The sequence below is a fragment of the Nocardia sp. NPDC004718 genome, from assembly GCF_053601535.1.
In genome coordinates this window covers 325,786-339,793 of record NZ_JBSGCA010000001.1, presented here as the reverse complement: position 1 = coordinate 339,793, position 14,008 = coordinate 325,786, and the positions used below count along the sequence as shown (strand labels likewise).

General features: G+C 69.3%; 13 protein-coding genes and 1 pseudogene. 8 read left to right on the top strand and 6 right to left on the bottom strand.

Translation table 11 applies throughout. From position 1 onward, the window contains the following. The first annotated feature begins 132 nt into the window (after positions 1–132). The gene (locus ACWEH3_RS01795; RefSeq protein ID WP_450015286.1) at positions 133–1,302 is read left to right on the top strand and encodes an FAD-binding oxidoreductase; all 1,170 of its coding nucleotides are present in this window, start codon (positions 133–135) and stop codon (positions 1,300–1,302) included. A gap of 95 nt (positions 1,303–1,397) precedes the next feature. Here ACWEH3_RS01795 and ACWEH3_RS01790 read toward each other — a convergent pair whose 3' ends face one another. The 5 genes and pseudogenes from ACWEH3_RS01790 to ACWEH3_RS01770 all read right to left on the bottom strand — a co-directional run bounded on the left by ACWEH3_RS01790 (position 1,398) and on the right by ACWEH3_RS01770 (position 5,530). After that, positions 1,398–2,159 carry an FAD-binding oxidoreductase gene (locus ACWEH3_RS01790; protein WP_450015556.1) on the bottom strand — a complete coding sequence of 254 codons (762 nt, stop codon included), beginning with the start codon at positions 2,157–2,159 and terminating at the stop codon, positions 1,398–1,400. 28 nt (positions 2,160–2,187) lie between these two features. Continuing rightward, positions 2,188–3,345, bottom strand: coding sequence for an FAD-binding oxidoreductase (locus ACWEH3_RS01785; protein WP_039802769.1), 1,158 nt, complete (start codon positions 3,343–3,345; stop codon positions 2,188–2,190). Between the two features lie 308 nt (positions 3,346–3,653). Beyond that, the gene (locus ACWEH3_RS01780; protein WP_452358252.1) at positions 3,654–3,869 is read right to left on the bottom strand and encodes a hypothetical protein; all 216 of its coding nucleotides are present in this window, start codon (positions 3,867–3,869) and stop codon (positions 3,654–3,656) included. A gap of 45 nt (positions 3,870–3,914) precedes the next feature. Further along, positions 3,915–4,447 (bottom strand): annotated as a pseudogene (locus ACWEH3_RS01775) (LLM class flavin-dependent oxidoreductase); the annotation flags it as partial. Between the two features lie 147 nt (positions 4,448–4,594). Beyond that, positions 4,595–5,530, bottom strand: a complete 936-nt coding sequence (locus tag ACWEH3_RS01770; RefSeq protein ID WP_450015289.1) for an NADP-dependent oxidoreductase — start codon at positions 5,528–5,530, stop codon at positions 4,595–4,597. Between the two features lie 338 nt (positions 5,531–5,868). Between ACWEH3_RS01770 and clpB the strand changes: the two genes are divergently transcribed. The 7 genes from clpB (at position 5,869) to ACWEH3_RS01735 (ending at position 13,574) form a co-directional block, all read left to right on the top strand. Then, complete coding sequence (gene clpB, locus ACWEH3_RS01765) at positions 5,869–8,424, top strand: ATP-dependent chaperone ClpB (protein WP_450015291.1); 2,556 nt, start codon at positions 5,869–5,871, stop codon at positions 8,422–8,424. Positions 8,425–8,473: 49 nt separating this feature from the next. Continuing rightward, the gene (locus tag ACWEH3_RS01760; protein ID WP_450015293.1) at positions 8,474–9,274 is read left to right on the top strand and encodes a DUF5666 domain-containing protein; all 801 of its coding nucleotides are present in this window, start codon (positions 8,474–8,476) and stop codon (positions 9,272–9,274) included. 80 nt (positions 9,275–9,354) lie between these two features. Continuing rightward, a complete protein-coding gene (locus tag ACWEH3_RS01755; RefSeq protein WP_450015295.1) occupies positions 9,355–10,347 on the top strand; it encodes a hypothetical protein in 993 nt (330 codons plus the stop codon). A 55-nt stretch (positions 10,348–10,402) separates the two neighbouring features. Beyond that, positions 10,403–11,206 carry an SDR family NAD(P)-dependent oxidoreductase gene (locus ACWEH3_RS01750; RefSeq protein WP_450015297.1) on the top strand — a complete coding sequence of 268 codons (804 nt, stop codon included), beginning with the start codon at positions 10,403–10,405 and terminating at the stop codon, positions 11,204–11,206. Position 11,207: 1 nt separating this feature from the next. Further along, complete coding sequence (gene pyrE, locus ACWEH3_RS01745; RefSeq protein ID WP_355071509.1) at positions 11,208–11,756, top strand: orotate phosphoribosyltransferase; 549 nt, start codon at positions 11,208–11,210, stop codon at positions 11,754–11,756. Between the two features lie 49 nt (positions 11,757–11,805). Then, entirely contained in the window at positions 11,806–12,864 is a 1,059-nt protein-coding gene (locus ACWEH3_RS01740) for a beta-ketoacyl-ACP synthase 3 (protein ID WP_450015299.1), read from the top strand. Between the two features lie 2 nt (positions 12,865–12,866). Beyond that, complete coding sequence (locus ACWEH3_RS01735) at positions 12,867–13,574, top strand: lysoplasmalogenase family protein (protein ID WP_450015301.1); 708 nt, start codon at positions 12,867–12,869, stop codon at positions 13,572–13,574. Here the strand turns inward: ACWEH3_RS01735 and ACWEH3_RS01730 are convergent. After that, positions 13,558–14,004 carry a hypothetical protein gene (locus tag ACWEH3_RS01730; RefSeq protein WP_355071515.1) on the bottom strand — a complete coding sequence of 149 codons (447 nt, stop codon included), beginning with the start codon at positions 14,002–14,004 and terminating at the stop codon, positions 13,558–13,560. The two genes, ACWEH3_RS01735 and ACWEH3_RS01730, sit on opposite strands and share 17 nt — an antisense overlap. Between the last annotated feature and the right edge of the window lie 4 nt (positions 14,005–14,008).

The following is a 14,008-nucleotide window of genomic DNA, read 5'->3' as shown; positions in this document are numbered from 1 at the left end:
TGTTCCTTCGAAAGATTCCGTTGCTGGCAAACCTCGCCTACACTCCTTGCCATCGGCTGCTGTCGAGTGGCCCGCAGCACCTCACTCGCCGGCATGGTTCGTGAACGAGTGCGAAATGGGGTTGTGAGACCAATGGATTCACGCACTGTCGCTTTGATCAGAACTACGTTCAAGGCGGTTGCTGCGGAGGATGGGGGGCCGGAGAAACTGGCGAGATCGTTCTACGCGATCTTGTTCACCGACTACCCGCACGTCCGCGATTTCTTTCCGGCCGCGATGGACTCCCAGCGCGACCGCCTGGTCAAGGCGATCTCCTATGCGCTGGACCGGTTGGAGGAGCCCGACAAGCTGCTGCCCTTCCTGGCCCAGCTCGGCAGGGATCACCGCAAGTACGGCGTGCAGCCCGCGCACTACGCCGCCGTCGCCACCGCGCTGAAGAACGCCGTGAAGGTGTTCGCCGGCACCGAGATGTGGACCGACGAGGTGGACCGCGCCTGGGACGAGGGCCTGCAGATCATCTCCGACACCATGATCGGCGCGGCGGAGAAGGAGACCACGCCGTCGGTGTGGACCGGCACGGTGATCGAGCGCCGCGAGGTGCTGCGCAACCTGGTCGTCGTCCGGCTGCAACTGGATCAGCCGATGCGCTACGCCGCGGGCCAGTACTTGAGCGTGCAGGTTCCGTCGCGGCCGCGCATGTGGCGCTATCTCTCGCCTGCCGTGCCGGCGAATGCCAACGGTGAGATCGAGTTCCACGTCCGCAGCGTGCTCGGCGGCTGGGTCAGCTCGGCCATCGTCGGCCAGACCGTCGTCGGCGACCAATGGCTGCTCGGCTCGCCACTCGGCGGCCTGGGCGTTCCGCGCAACGCCAAACGCAAGATGCTGATGGTCGGCTGCGGCACCGGGATCGCGCCGCTGCGCGCGCAGCTGATGTCGATGGCGATGCGGCGGTCCAATCCGAAGGTGCATCTGTTCGTCGGCGGCCACCACCCCTGCGACCTCTACGACCTGGAGACCCTGGGCAAGCTGGCGATGGCCAACCGCTGGCTCACGGTCACGCCGGTGAGCGAGCACGACGAAAACCCCTGGTGGTACGCGGAACCGGAGGAGCCGCGCACCACCTGGCCCGGCCTGGAACCCCGCGTCACCGGCCAGATCGGCAAGGTCGTCGCCAGTTTCGGCGCATGGTCCGACCGCGACGTGCAGATCGTCGGTTCACCCTCGATGGTGCAGACCACCAAGTTCCGCCTCATGGCAGCCGGAACCCTGGCGAAGAACATCCGCCACGACCCGTTGTATTAGTCCGGCCCCTGCGGCGCCGGGTGTTCGCGGCCCGGCTCCAAGGGTGTGCCATTGACCTGGCCGAGTAGTTCACTCGGCTCAGGTTCACGGTTCGGTCAGAGCCCCTCGAATTGGATTCGCTCCGGCGGAGTTCCGGTTTCGAGGAGGCGGTCGACCGTGGTTTGGACCATGGCCGGGGAGCCGCACACGAGTACTTGGTGTTCGAGGAAAGCGCCGTGGGAGCCGAGGACTTCGGCGAGGGTGCCGTAGAGCAGGTCGTCGGGTGCGAAGCCGATGTCGACGCGGGACCGCTCGTACCAGTCGTCGACCCAGCTCGGATCCTCCGGGTTCTCCACCACCGGAATCACCGTGAGCCATGGCAATTCGGCGGCCAGCAGGTAGAGCATGTCCGAGGCGTACAGGTCGCGGGGGGAACGCCCCCCTACGAAGAGGTAGGTGGGCGGCGGCGACGGCTTGCGCGCCAGCTCGAGGATCTGAGCGCGCATGGGCGCCAATCCCGTACCGCCCGCGATCATCACCACCTCGTCGCCGTCGGGGTCGACCCAGAACCCGCCTGCAGGAGCGCCGATCCGCCACTCGTCGCCCGGCTGGGTGTCGGCGACGATCGCGGCGCTGCACCAGCCGCCAGGCACCGTGCGCACGTGGAACTCCAGTTTGCCGTCCAGGGACGGCGGCAGCGCGGGGGACAGCCTGCGGCGCACGCCGGGATGCTGCGGCACCCGCACTTCGACCGACTGTCCGGCGGCGAACGGCACGAACTCCCCGATCAGGCGGATCACCGCGAGATCGTGTCGCAGGCGATGATGGCCGACCACGGTCGAAGTCCACTCCGGCGCCTGATGACCATTGCCGAGCATGCTCGGATCCCCCAACGGGGCCTCCTTCTTACACAGGGTCGCAGCTGATGTTCTGCTCCGGCGTGCCGACCGCGATGAGCGCGCGCCGGGTGTCCGCGATCATCCGGGCCGAGCCGGCGATCTGGATCTGCCGGTCTTCCCACGCGCCGAAGCTCGCGACCACGGCGCCAAGGTTACCGATCAGGCGCCGGTGCATGCCGTACGGTGCGTCCTGCGGCGGATGCGGGTACCACCACGGGTTGGTCTTCTGCTCACACACCGGAACGATGGTCAGCCACGGGTTGCTCTGCGAGAGCTGCCACATGTTCTCCACGTCGTACAGGTCGCAGGGATAGCGGCCGCCGATGAAGAAGTGCACTCGCGGGTTGATGCCGCGCTGACCCATTTCGATCAGCTGGGCGCGCAGCGGGGCGATGCCGGTGCCCGCGCCGATCATGAGCACGTCGCGGCCGCTGTCCCGGTCGACGTGCAGTCCGCCGAGCGGGCCCGCGATCCGCCATCGGTCGCCCACCCTGGTCTCGTTGACGATCGCGGGGCTCACCCAGCCGCCGCGGATCTTGCGCACGTGGAACTCGATCTCGCCGTACGGGTTGGACGGGATGGCAGGGGAGAAATAACGCCACATCTTCGGCCGCTGCGGAATGGTGACCGGCACGTACTGCCCGGCCTGGTAGGGCACCGGCCCATCGGACTGCAGCCGCACGATGGCCAGGTCCTCCAGCACGCGGCGATGGCCGACCACGGTGGCCTCCCACACCGGCTGCGACTTGTCGGAGTTGGCGCCGATGGCCATGGACGCGGAGATCAGGATGGTGATGTCGCGCCAGCCCTCCTCCAGGCTCCGATTCCATGCCGCGCCGTTGTAGACGCGGAACGCCGCCAGCAGCGCACGGCCCGCTATGTCGTAGTGCGCGGCCTCCACGCCGTACTTGCGATGGTCGCGAGCGAGTTGCTCCAGGAACTTCTGCGCGCGATCCCAGTCCTCCAGGTGATCGAGGACGTACTGGATGGCCGTGGCGATCCGTTTGGCCTGCATTTCCATGGCGGGTGGGAACAATTCGCGCAACCGTGGGTTCTCGGCGAACAAATGTCCGTAGAACGCACTGACCAACCGCTCGGGTCCATTCGGCGACTCGATCACCGAACGAAAATTGGCGCGGACCAGCGCAGCCGAACGCGCATCCACGACGTGGAGCTTCCTTTCCCTCAGTTCTGCCCGGGGACATACCCGTTACCGGCGGTCTCCCGCCGACAAGTATCCCCGAAAATGCCGTGGTCGTGTGGGTATAAAGCGAACCTTCGCCTTCGCTGCGGCCATGCCCGGGCTGGAGACGGACTACGTCCGGCCGCGCCCGTGAGTGCCGTGCGACCCGGGCAAACGGTAATCGGTGGGCAAACGGCGGATGCCGCTGACCCGTCGGGTACCGCCGCCGTGGGCGGGCCGGGCCGGATTTCCGCGTCGATGCGGGACCGGAGGATGCCGTTTCCGGCCGGTCAGGTTCCGGCGCCGGTGCGCACCGCAGGCACGACCTGCTCGGTATAACGACGGATCTGCTCGACCGGTTCCCCCTCGGTCGGCCAGAAGACGAAACCGTCGATCCGCTGGTCACGGTGCAGGGCGAGCAGGTCGTCGACCCAGCGCTGGGGCGGGCCCTCCAGGAAGCCGCGATCGGACCCGTCCGCGGTGATGGTCCCCGATACGTTCAGCACCCGCCGCACCGTCAGCGGGTCCCGGCCCGCCGCCGCGGCGGCGGCATCGATCCGCTCGCCCGCTTCGGCGAGGAACTCCGGCGGCGCCCACGCGGCGGACGGCACCCAGCCGTCGGCGGCGCGTCCGGTGAGCTCGAGCATGCGCGGCCCGCGCGCACCGAGCCAGATGCCGGGCTCGTGTCGCGGGCGGGGCCGGGATGCGCGCCCGCCAGGGAGTAGAAGGCGCCGGGCACCCGGACCGATCGCTCGTCGCTCCACAAGGCGCGGATCACCGCGATCGCCTCGGCCAGGGCGCGTACCGCCTCGCCGCCGGTTCGGCGCGGTCCGCCCATCCCGGCGACGGCGTCCCAGAACGCGCCCGCGCCGAGACCGAGCTGGATCCGGCCGTCGCGCATGATGTCGAGCGAGGCCACCGACTTCGCGAGCAGCGCGGGGTGGCGCAGCGGCAGGTTCGCCACGTCGGGGAAGAAGGTGATCCGCTCGGTGCGCGCGACGAGAGCGGTGATCAGCGTCCAGGTGTCCAGGAAACGGCGCTGGTAGGGATGGTCCTGAATCCCGATCAGGTCGAGCCCGGACACGTCGGCGTACACGCTCAGCTCGGCGAGCCTGCGGAAGTCGTCGGCCTCGGGGATCAGGAACAGACCGAATTGGGGTGGTCGAGTCCTCGTCACACACCTCCTGGTGGTCTTGCGGGACGCCGACCCGGCGTGGCGGGTCGCTATCGCTCAGATGGCGAGCACGGTCTTGCCGCGTGCGCCGGGCGCTCCGATGACCGCGGGTCCCTCCGCGAGCGGGACGGTAGCGTCGATCGGCACGACCACGTCACCGGCGGCGACGCGCTGGATCAGCCGGGCCAGCTCCGGCGCTTTCCCCTTGGATTCGATGTTGCCCCCTTTCAGCGACCGTGCGCGCAACGCGTCCTCGTCGGCGGCGAAGGTGGTGGAGTAGACCGTGCCGCCGTCGCGGACCAGCGTGGTCAGCTCCGCCAGCGCCTCGGGCGGGCTCACCAGATCGAACAGGACGTCGATGCCGTCCGGATGCGCGGCGGCGACCTGGTCGCGCACCGGTCCCGCGGTGTAGTCCACCGTCTCGGCCGCGCCCAAGCGGGTCATCTGATCGGCGGAGTCGCCGCGTGCCGTGGCGATGACGTGCGCGCCGGCGATATTGGCCAGCTGCACCAAGAAGGAGCCGACGCCGCCGGTCGCGCCCACGATCAGCACGGTCTGGCCCGGCTGGATGTGGGTGGCGTCCACGAGATCCTGCGCGGTCACCCCGGCCGTCGGCAGCGCGGCGGCGGCGACGGTGGTCACGCCCGGCGGGATCGGCACCAGCGTGCCGCCCTCCGGGAGCACCGCGTACTCGGCGAAACTGCCGTGGCCCACCGGCGGTGTGAGGAACTTGCCGACCACCCGGTCGCCGATGGCGAACCGGCTGACGCCCGCGCCGATCGTGGCGACCGTGCCCGCCCCGTCGACTCCGAGGATCATCGGAAAGTCGTGCGGCAGTTTGCCTTCCAGGAGGCCGGAGGCCACCTTCCGGTCGAAGGGATTCACCCCGGCTGCCTGGAGTTGGACCCGCACGGATCCGGGGCCCGGCTCGGGCATCGGCATCTCGGCCAGTTCCGGCGTCGCTCCGAACTTCCGTACCACGATCGCGCGCATCCATTCGCTCCTCGAGTCGGGGTGAAGAGTGCTGCAACAACTGACGGCCGAGGTCATCGTAGGCATCCGAAGGTCGCCGACGTGCGGAATCATCGCATCGGCGGTGTCGCGGGGCGTCGCTTTCGCCGGTGCCGGGGCGTAGCGTTCCACACGATCCGGCGGCATCGGAGCGGCGCGGCGAAGAATTCGAAACTTGAGCGGAACAGACTCAATCTTTCAGACGTTGGTCGAGTAGGAACGGCGCCGAGCCGAAGGCGGAGCGGGACGAAGCGACGGCTTCGGCCGGGCGAACACGCTCGGCGCCGTACGAATCGACTCGACTAGTAGGAAGGTGACTCGTGGATTCGTTCAATCCCACCACCAAGACCCAGGCCGCACTGACCGCCGCCCTGCAGGCGGCCTCCGCCGCGGGCAACCCGGAGATTCGTCCGGCGCACTTGCTGGTGGCGTTGCTGGACCAGACCGACGGCATCGCCGCGCCTTTGCTGAAGGCCGTCGGAACGGATCCGGCGGTCGTGCGCAACGAGGCACAGGCCATCGTGGGCCGGCTGCCGCAGGCGACCGGCGCCACCACCACACCGCAGCTGGGCCGCGAGGCGCTCGCCGCGATCACCGCGGCGCAGCGCCTGGCCACCGAACTCGGTGACGAATACGTCTCCACCGAGCACGTGATGGTCGGTCTCGCCCAAGGCGACTCCGATGTGACGATGCTGCTCACCAAGTACGGCGCCACCGCCGACGCACTGCGCGCGGCGTTCACCGCGGTGCGTGGCAGCGCCCGGGTGACCAGCCCCGATCCGGAGGGCAGCTACCAGGCGCTGGAGAAGTACTCCACCGACCTCACCGACGCCGCCCGCCACGGCAAGCTCGACCCGGTCATCGGCCGGGACACCGAGATCCGCCGGGTGGTACAGGTTTTGAGCCGTCGCACCAAGAACAACCCGGTGCTGATCGGCGAGCCGGGTGTCGGCAAGACGGCCATCGTCGAGGGGCTCGCCCAGCGCATCGTGGCGGGCGACGTCCCGGAGTCGCTGCGCGGCAAGTCCGTTGTGGCGCTCGACCTCGGCGCGATGGTCGCGGGCGCGAAGTACCGCGGCGAGTTCGAGGAGCGGCTCAAGGCCGTGCTGGAGGACATCAAGAACAGCGCGGGCCAGATCATCACGTTCATCGACGAGCTGCACACCATCGTCGGCGCGGGCGCCACCGGTGAATCGGCGATGGACGCGGGCAACATGATCAAGCCGATGCTGGCCCGCGGCGAGCTGCGCCTGGTCGGCGCGACCACGCTGGAGGAATACCGCCAGCACATCGAGAAGGACGCCGCCCTGGAGCGGCGCTTCCAGCAGGTGCTGGTCGGCGAGCCGTCGGTGGAGGACACCATCGGCATCCTGCGCGGCATCAAGGATCGCTACGAGGTGCACCACGGCGTGCGCATCACCGACTCCGCGCTGGTCGCCGCGGCCACGCTGTCGGACCGCTACATCACCTCCCGGTTCCTGCCGGACAAGGCGATCGACCTGGTCGACGAGTCGGCCTCGCGGTTGCGCATGGAGATCGACTCCCGCCCGGTGGAGATCGACGAGGTGGAACGCGCGGTGCGCCGACTGGAGATCGAGGAGGTCGCGCTCGCCAAGGAGACCGACGAGGCCTCCAAGCAGCGGCTGGAGAAGCTGCGCGCCGAACTCGCCGACGACCGGGAGAAGCTCAATCAGCTGACCACCCGGTGGCAGAACGAGAAGAACGCGATCGACCAGGTGCGCACGCTCAAGGAGGAACTGGAAGCGCTGCGCGGCGAATCCGAACGCGCCGAGCGCGACGGTGATCTGGGCAAGGCGGCCGAACTGCGCTACGGCCGGATCCCCGCGCTGGAGAAGCAGCTCGCCCAGGCCGAGCAGTCCTCTGCCACCGCGGGCGACGGCGAGGTGATGCTCAAGGAGGAGGTCGGCCCGGACGACATCGCCGAGGTGGTGTCCTCGTGGACCGGCATTCCGGTGGGCCGGATGCTGGAAGGCGAGACCCAGAAGCTGCTGCGCATGGAGGAGGAGCTGGGTCGCCGCGTGGTCGGTCAGGCCGAGGCGGTGCAGGCGGTGTCCGACGCGGTGCGCCGGGCGCGCGCGGGTGTCGCCGATCCGAATCGCCCCACCGGCTCGTTCATGTTCGTCGGCCCGACCGGCGTCGGCAAGACGGAGCTGGCGAAAGCGTTGGCGGACTTCTTGTTCGACGACGAGCGCGCCATGGTCCGCATCGACATGAGCGAGTACAGCGAGAAGCACTCGGTGGCCCGGCTGGTCGGCGCCCCGCCCGGCTACGTCGGTTACGACCAGGGCGGCCAGCTCACCGAGGCGGTGCGGCGCAGGCCCTACACGGTGGTGCTGTTCGACGAGATCGAGAAGGCGCACCCGGACGTGTTCGACATCCTGCTCCAGGTGCTCGACGAGGGCAGGCTCACCGACGGCCAAGGCCGCACGGTGGACTTCCGCAACACCATCCTCATCCTCACCTCGAACCTGGGTGCGGGTGGTGACCAGGAGTTCGTCATGAACGCGGTGCGTTCGGCCTTCAAGCCGGAGTTCCTCAACCGCCTCGACGACGTGGTCATGTTCCACGCGCTCGACGAGGAGCAGTTGGAGCAGATCGTCGACATCCAGCTCGATCAGCTGCAGAAGCGCCTGGCGCAGCGCCGGCTGAAGCTGGAGGTCAGCGATTCGGCGCGGTTCTGGCTCGCAGTGCGTGGTTACGACCCCTCCTATGGCGCTCGTCCGTTGCGCAGGCTGATCCAGCAGGCCATCGGCGACTCCCTCGCCAAGGAGTTGCTCGCGGGCGAGGTCACCGACGGCGACAGCGTCAAGGTGACTGTCAGCCCCGACGGGGACGGCCTGATCGTCGGAAGGTGATGAGCGAGCAAGCGGCCTCGCGCGTGCGGGGCCGCTTACCCTGGAAGCCATGACCAACCCGAACGATCCCTGGGGACAGCGGCCGGAGGATGCGCCGACCGAACACCTGGGTCCGCCGGGCAAGTCCGGCTACGGGGGCCCGGCGCACACCACGGCGTACCCCGACGCGTACGGCGCCGGCGCTCCGTCGGAATATCCCCCGACGGAGCAATACGGATCCTGGGGCCCACCCGCGACGAACGCGACGCGCGAGTTCCCGGCCTACGACGCCCAGTGGGCCGCCTATCCGGATACCGCCCCGGGTGCGGCGGGGCCGCCCGGCGGCGCGATGCCGCCCGCCGGGGGAGTGCCGCAGGGGCCACCACCGCAGCCGCCGCGGCGCAACACCGGTCTGTGGATCGCCCTCGGCATCGGCGTCGTGTTGCTGATCGGTGCGATCGGGGTGGTCTCGGGCGTGCTGCTGGGCGCGAGCGATTCCGGCTCGGCCGAAACCGCGGCGGCACCGACGACGCGCGTCACCACGAGACCGGCGCCGGGAACCAGGAACGCCCAGCCGACCCCACCGAGCGGGTTGCCCAGCGTGCCCGGCCTCGGCGATGCCGACGGGCTCGGCGCGACCATGGGCACCATCACCGCCAACGACGGGGGCACCCTGACGGTGAGTTCGGTGATGGGCAACACCATCACGGTGCGCACGGACGCCAAGACGCAGGTGATCGCCTTGTCGGGCACGAAAGTATCCGATCTCGCCACCGGTGAGCTGGTGCTGATCCAGGGCGACAAGGCCGCGGACGGATCGATCCAGGCGAAGGTCATCATCGGTACCTCGCTGCCCGGCGGCGGACGATGAGCCGCGCCGGGTACGGACCGCGCGAAGCGCCGGGGGTAATGACGGACCATGTCCGGCCGGGACCATTAGGCTAGGCGTCGATGACGGCAATGTGGTTCGGGTTGGCGGCGATCGCGCTCGTGGGTGCGATCGTGCTGCTGTATTTCGATCGGCTCCAGCGTCAGCGGACCGGTCACGCGCGACAGGTGTGGGCGAAGTCGCAGGGCTATACCTATGTGTCCGTGGAACCCGCGCTGCCGTCCACGTGGCGGCGAGGCGCGCTGACCAAACTGGGCTATCTCTCCGCGGTCGACGTGGTCTCCGGCATCCGCAAGGGCGAGAAGTTCGTGCTGTTCGACTTGGAGGACTCCGCGACGCTGGTCGCGGTCCGCCGCCAGATCGGTTCGGACATCGACGTGGACATGCGGCTGAAGACTGCCGCGCCGCCCAAGGACCACGATCTGGAACTGCTCGGCGCCATCGGTGATCGCGTGGTGTTCGCGACCAACCCCGAAATCGCCAGGCACGCGGTCGATCAGCGCATGGTCGCGTTCATCGAGAATCTTCCGGACTCCGTACAGATGCTCTGGAGCGAGGGCAACTGGACGCTGGGCATGCTGCTGGTCGGCACCACCCCGAAGGACTGGGAAGGCGCGATCGACGCGGTGCTGCGCCTGTCCGGCCTGCTGCACGTGCTGCCGCCGGTCAGCGAGCCGCACTTCGACGACGGACCCGAGCCGGTCCGATCCCGGCCTCGCGAGCGTCAGCGGGGCGAGAACGTCCGGGGCCCCGAGGACGACGCGGGCGACCGTCCACGCCCCGACGCCGAGGGTGACGAGCGGTCCGATGACGACTCCCACGCCGGCGAGCGAGCCGAGGAGCGGGGATCGGAACCGGCGCGCCGCCCGTCGCTGGCCGTCGTGCCGAACACCCGCGCCCGCGTGCGCGAGGACGAAAAACCCCGGCCACATGAGGAACGCGACGAGCGCGCCGAGGGCCGGGCCGACTCCGAGTCGCGGCAGCGGCCCGCCGACCCGCCCGGTGGACCGTTCCATCCCGGCTTCCGCCCCTACCAGGGACCCGTGCCGAAGTGACCGGCCGCGCGCCCACCGCGGTCGGACCCGAGCGACTGCGATCGATCGCGCTGTCATGACCGAGCATCCCCGGCTGCCCGGCGCCACCCGCCCGGTGGCTTTGCTCACCGGACCGACCTCGGGTATCGGCCGCGGTTACGCGACCCGGCTGGCCTCCCTCGGCTACGACTTGGTGCTGGCCGCCAGGGACGAGCAGCGGCTCACCGCCCTCGCGACCGAGATGGAACACCGCTTCGGTACCCGCTCGGAGCTGCTCGTCGCGGACCTGGCCGGGGCCGAGGACCGCGAGCGGGTCGCGGCGCGGCTGGCCGACGGCGTCGAATTCCTGGTGAACAACGCCGGTTTCGCGCGGTCAGGGGAGTTCTGGACATTGCCGCCCGAGCAGTTGCAGGCGCAATTGGACGTCAACGTCACCTCTGTGGTGCGGCTCACCAGGGCCGCGCTGCCGCCGATGATCGCGGCGGCCAACGGCTGTGTCGTCAACGTGGCCAGCGTGGCGGGCCTGATTCCCGGACGAGGGTCGACGTACTCGGCGTCCAAGGCATACGTCGTATCCTTCACGGAAGGGTTGGCAGGCGGATTGGCCGGGACCGGAGTCCGGGTCCAAGCCCTGTGCCCGGGATTCGTCCGTACGGAATTCCACCAGCGAGCAGGCATCGAGATGCCCTCGCTGCCGAAAGCGTTGTGGCTGAGCGTCGACCAGGTAGTCGCCGGCTCACTGCGTGATCTGGAGAAGGGCCGGGTGCTCAGCGTGCCCGGTGTGCAGTACAAAGCGCTCACCACCGTCGCCGGAGTGATCCCGCGAACCCTGGGGGCCCGGCTCGATCGCGGGCTGTTCAACGCACGCGGAAGGACTTGACATGATCGACGTGATTACCAACGACAGGGACCGGCTGGCCGCGCTGGTACGCGAGCTCGCCGTCGTGCACGGCCGGGTGACCCTGTCCTCGGGCAAAGAGGCCGACTACTACGTCGACCTGCGCCGCGCGACCCTGCACCACGGCGCGGGCCCGCTGATCGGCAAGCTGCTGCGCGAACTCGTCGCGGACTGGGACTTCGACGCCGTCGGCGGCCTGACCATGGGCGCCGACCCGGTGGCGCTGGCCGTGCTGCACGCGCCCGGCCGCCCGATCGACGCCTTCGTGGTGCGCAAGGCCGCGAAGTCGCACGGCATGCAGCGCCAGATCGAAGGCCCCGATGTCGTGGGCAAGCGGGTGCTGGTCGTCGAGGACACCACCACGACCGGCAATTCGCCCCTGACCGCGGTGCGCGCGTTGCGCGCTGCGGGCGCTACCGTGGTCGGCGTCGCCACCGTCGTCGACCGGGAAACCGGCGCCGACCAGGTGATCGCCGCGGAAGGTCTGGAGTACCGGTCGATCCTCGGCTTGAAGGATCTCGCCCTGGGATAGCCTGGACGAGGTGTAAGTCTTCGAAGGTGAAGGGTCGTGTGAGTCTCCAGTGGTGAGCATTGCAGTCAACAGGAGCCGCGAGAACGTCGCCATGCTCGGAATCGGCGCTTACCGACCCAAACGCCTGGTCAGCAACGCGGAGGTCTGCGAGGTCCTGGATTCCACCGACGAGTGGATCTTCGAGCGCACCGGCGTCCGCAACCGGCGCTGGATCAGCGGTGACGAGACGCTCCGGTCGATCGCGGCGGCGGCGGGCGAGCGCGCGATCGTCAACAGCGGCGTCGACCGGTCGAAGATCGGCGCCGTGATCCTGGCCACCTCCAGCTGGCTGACCCTCACCCCGCACGGCGCCCCGCAGGTGGCCTATGACATCGGCATGAACGGCGTCCCCGCTTTCGACCTGACCTCCGGCTGCGGCGGCTTCGGATACGGCCTCGGCGTGGCCGCCGACATGATCCGATCCGGTTCCGCCGAGTACGTCCTGCTCATCGGCGCCGAGACGATGACCGTCGGACTCGACCCCACCGACCGCGGCACCGCGATGATCTTCGGTGACGGCGCGGGCGCGGTCGTGGTCGGCCCCAGCGACGAGAACGGCATCTCGCCGACCGTGTGGGGCAGCGACGGCGAGAACGCCGCCGCGATCATGCAGGACATAGATTTCCTCGAGTACATGCGGCGCGCTCAGGCCATGCAGGGGCTCGACCCGGCGGTGGATCCGGTCGGCCGGATGTCACTGCGGATGGAGGGCCCCCGCGTCTTCCGCTGGGCCGCGGTCACCCTGCCGCGTGCGCTGTCCACCGCGCTCGAGGTCTCCGGCGTGGCCAAGGAGGACATCGAGGTCTTCGTCCCGCATCAGGCCAACGCCCGGATCAACGAGCTGATGAAGAAGAATCTCGGGCTGGCCGACGAGGTCCCGATGGCCAACGACATCGAGAACACCGGAAACACCTCCGCCGCGTCCATTCCGCTCGCGATCGAGGAAATGCTGGTCACCGGCAAGGCCAAGGGCGGGCAGACGGCGTTGCTGCTCGGCTTCGGCGCGGGGCTGAGTTATGCGGGACAAGTCGTCACGCTGCCGCCCGCGCCCACCGAGCCGAGCTTCTGACCGTGCGGCCGTTTCGAGCCGGATATCTCGCGGCGGCGGCGCTCACGGTCTACGGCGCCGTCACCGGGCGGGAGAAGGCGCAGTGGATCGCGAAGCCGCTGCTGATGCCGCTGCTCGCGGCGGACGTGGCCACCGAAGGCAGAGAGCTGCCGTCCACCGAGCGCACGGTGCTGATCGGGTCGCTGGGCGCGGCCACGGTCGGCGACATCCTGCTGATCGATCCGGACGACGACCGCAGGCTCATCGCGGGCGCCTCGTCGTTCGCGGTGATGCAGGCCGGATACTCCACGCTGTGGTGGCGGATGGGTGGCAGGCCCACCGCCGGGGTAGCCGTACCACGGGTGGCCGCCTGGCTGGGTGCGGCCGGGTTGCTGCGGAAGAAGGCCCCTTCGGTGGCCGCGCCGCTGACCGCGTACGGCGTCACGTTGGGTACCGCGGCCGTGCTGGCGTCGGACCCGGCGCTGGCGCCCGCCACGAAAAACGTTGCGGGAGTGAATATTCCCGGCACCGATCCGCGTAGCCGCCTCGGCCTAGGAGCGTTGCTGTTCACCGTCTCGGACGGGCTGATCGTGCTGCGGCGGTTGTTCGCGCGCGGCGAGCGGACTCGGCGGGTGGCCGAAGGCGCGATCCTGGCGACCTACGCGGCCGCGCAGTACCTGCTCGCCGATCCGAAAGCGCACGTGAAGCCGGTGCTCACAGCACCAGAATGATGCGATCCCGGTTCGCCGGGTCGACGCGGATCGAGAGGATCTCGCCGACCGCGAGCCGGGGCTTATCGGCCGGGGTGGCGTCGAAAACCACAGTGCCACGGTAACTCTCGGAGCCCGGTACGGTCAGTTCCAGATCCAGCTCGGTGAGCTCCGTGTAATGGTCGGTGCGCTCTAGCGGGTGCACGCCCTCGACGGTCGCCCAGCCTTCCAGCCCGTGCCGCCACAAGCGGCGATCCGCCTTGGACGGCCGTCCGGCGAGCATCATCCCGATGCCGACGCACGAACCGAACAACCCGACCAACGCCACGATCTGATACGGCACCGTCCCCGGCGGCGTCCGATGCACCACCCACCCCAACCACAGCGCCAGCAGGATCAGATACCCGGCGGTCACCCCGAGCACCGTGCGCAGTATCCGCTCGTGATCCATTCCA

Bases quoted from the DNA above. Each gene is read 5' to 3' on its own strand.
- ACWEH3_RS01790 (WP_450015556.1), bottom strand. From the start codon at position 2,159: ATGCTCGGCAATGGTCATCAGGCGCCGGAGTGGACTTCGACCGTGGTC.
- ACWEH3_RS01760 (WP_450015293.1), top strand. From the start codon at position 8,474: ATGACCAACCCGAACGATCCCTGGGGACAGCGGCCGGAGGATGCGCCG.
- ACWEH3_RS01770 (WP_450015289.1), bottom strand. From the start codon at position 5,530: ATGCGCGCGATCGTGGTACGGAAGTTCGGAGCGACGCCGGAACTGGCC.
- ACWEH3_RS01750 (WP_450015297.1), top strand. From the start codon at position 10,403: ATGACCGAGCATCCCCGGCTGCCCGGCGCCACCCGCCCGGTGGCTTTG.
- ACWEH3_RS01730 (WP_355071515.1), bottom strand. From the start codon at position 14,004: ATGGATCACGAGCGGATACTGCGCACGGTGCTCGGGGTGACCGCCGGG.
- pyrE (WP_355071509.1), top strand. From the start codon at position 11,208: ATGATCGACGTGATTACCAACGACAGGGACCGGCTGGCCGCGCTGGTA.
- ACWEH3_RS01795 (WP_450015286.1), top strand. From the start codon at position 133: ATGGATTCACGCACTGTCGCTTTGATCAGAACTACGTTCAAGGCGGTT.
- ACWEH3_RS01755 (WP_450015295.1), top strand. From the start codon at position 9,355: ATGACGGCAATGTGGTTCGGGTTGGCGGCGATCGCGCTCGTGGGTGCG.